The organism is Oleiphilus sp. HI0086, from assembly GCF_001635225.1.
The window spans coordinates 1-2343 of the sequence record NZ_LWFZ01000554.1; the positions used below are offsets into that span (position 1 = coordinate 1).

Here is a 2343-nt window from a genome sequence, read left to right on the forward strand (position 1 = left end):
AGTTGGTGGTTCAGCCCCTGCGGGGCTTGGACGCTTTCAGCGCCCCACAACAAAAGCGTTGGTATGACTCCCCACGTCAAGAGGCCGGCACAAAATCCTGCCGGAACCTCGGCCAGAGCCTTTCTTTTTAATTAACATTCTTCCCGTTAGGGAAGCGTCAACGCATCAGATGAAGCAAGTAATTTCGACGGTGATCATGCTGGTATTCGTGGGTTGCTAACGCGACGCGTTAACCTATCCAACCTTACTTATTACGTCGTGGTGCCTGTCTTCAGTCTATGCTCGTGGATCAATGTACTGCTAGCTCATTGCCAACCTAACGCCTTCGGTGATTGCACCACAGCCGCTGCTTGATCTTTTGCATTGACGCTAAACTTGTTCATGTATTATTCCTTATCTACTTAAGCGGGTACGCGTGAGATTCGTGTTTTTGGATCTATTCTGGGTAAGGTGACTTCCTTCGAGATTGACCTGATATAAGCTATCAGTTCTCGTGCGATCGCCGTTACCACGACACTTCGATGTTTACCTTTGTGTATTAGTCGTTGATATCGTCTACATAATCTCTGTTGTGCTTGCCAAGCTTGATCAATTACCTCTTTCGGCAATCCTTCCTGCCTGAGCTGTAATTCCTTCGATATCTTTGCGGGATAGCGATAGCTATGTGCAGCCTCAACTAACAATCTCCTCGCTCGCCCATTTCCACACTTGGTGATCGCGCCTAAGTGTCGTTTTCCTCCACTTGAATGTTCGGAGGGCGTCGTTCCGATATAACTCATCAGTTTTCTAGGGCTATCAAATCGTGTTAAGTCTCCTAGCTCTACAATGACACCAGTGGCGGTGAGCAGTCGAACGCCTCTCAAGGCTTGTATCGCTTTCACAACCGGATAATATCGCCATTGCTTCACGTGATGGGCGAGTTCATTGTCCAGACGCTCTAGTCGAGCATTGCGTTCTGAAATGGTTTGAATCATCTCTTGCAAGACAAATTGCTGACTAGGATGAGGTAAGATGATCTCTGTTAACCAACGAAGGTGTTTTAAGCTCCAATTTGATTTGCCTGAATAGTTAATATGGTTTCTGAGCAGCAAGGCTTTTAGCTGGAAACGTGCATTATTCAAATCATGCATTGCACGCTCACGTGCTCGAGATAGATCTCGTATTGCTTCATCTGCGGGTTCAGGAACGTAAATCGGATCAAGGTCGCCATTACGAACCAAACGAGCTAAATCTTGTGCATCGCGTTTATCTGTTTTCACGCGTTGTCCGGGTTTCTTTGGAATCAGTGATGGCGCAACAACATAGCAACAATGGCCTAAGCTTGTCAGCAATCGATAAATCCAGTAGCCACAGGGGCCTGCTTCATAAACAAAATGCAGGGTAGCCTGCGGGTATTTGCTTTCAAACTGTCTTGCCATCTTGGTAAGTGATACTTTGGCTGAAGAAACTCTTCCAAGATGTTTTACTTCTGAGCCTCGTTGATCTTCGCAATATGCGACTTCGGTGAACTCCTTATGGGTGTCCAATCCGACAAAAATTATGGTATTGTTTTTCATGGTGCTGGCCTCCGCTTATATGGTATGACACATATATTATGGCTCTGGCTTTGCTAACCCACGATAGGAGGTCAGCACTCTTTTGGGACGTGGGGAGTCATTATGTCTATGTACATACAAGGAAAAGTAGTTAGTCACAATGTTCGAGCTTATTTTTACATTCTTTCAACCTTATGTGGCTTTGTTAGCAATATTTCTAACATTCCCATTCATATTACAATTCTTAAATTCAAAGTACTTAAAGGGTCGATTCAAGCGTTTTGGTATCGTATTATTCTCAACTCTCTTGGTGTTTTCGTATTGGTTGTTAAATATTGCGTTTTTCTCAGAAAGTGATGTGGCAGCTTTGTTACCAAAACCTGAAAATGTTCAAATTGGTCCAGAACATCAAACAACAATAGATACTGTCCATACAGGTTCACAGGTCACTACTTTTGCGCTTGGGTCTGTATTTAGCATTTTTTACTTAGTATTTGTATATTTAACTTGGTTGGTATTCTCACTATTATCGAGGCCTTTCCGTGACAACAGTACATAACCAAGCAATCAAAGATCGCCCACGAAAGGGCCCGTGGGCTGGACTCGCTTTGCTGCGCGCCGCTCGCCCTTTATTGCGGCGTTAGGTTTTTATCACACAGTATCGGATATGAAAATAAAACAATACCAAGTTGATGCCTTTGCAACCCGTGCATTCGAGGGAAACCCGGCGGCAGTATGTCCATTGGATAACTGGCTGAAAGATGAATTGCTTCAAGCCATCGCAGAAGAAAACAATTTATCTGAAACA

Annotated in this window: 2 protein-coding genes; one reads left to right on the forward strand and one right to left on the reverse strand. The window is 44.3% G+C overall.

The annotated features are described in order from the left end of the window. Positions 1-401: 401 nt before the first annotated feature. The gene (locus A3756_RS06670) at positions 402-1556 is read right to left on the reverse strand and encodes an IS110 family transposase (RefSeq protein WP_068553148.1); all 1155 of its coding nucleotides are present in this window, start codon (positions 1554-1556) and stop codon (positions 402-404) included. Between the two features lie 610 nt (positions 1557-2166). Here A3756_RS06670 and A3756_RS06680 point away from each other — a divergent pair. Further along, the coding region (locus A3756_RS06680; RefSeq protein ID WP_231875502.1) for a PhzF family phenazine biosynthesis protein at positions 2167-2343 on the forward strand (177 nt) is incomplete at its 3' end.

What these genes read in the sequence shown, in the direction of transcription:
- A3756_RS06670 (WP_068553148.1), bottom strand. Translation starts at nt 1,556, where the DNA reads ATGAAAAACAATACCATAATTTTTGTCGGATTGGACACCCATAAGGAG.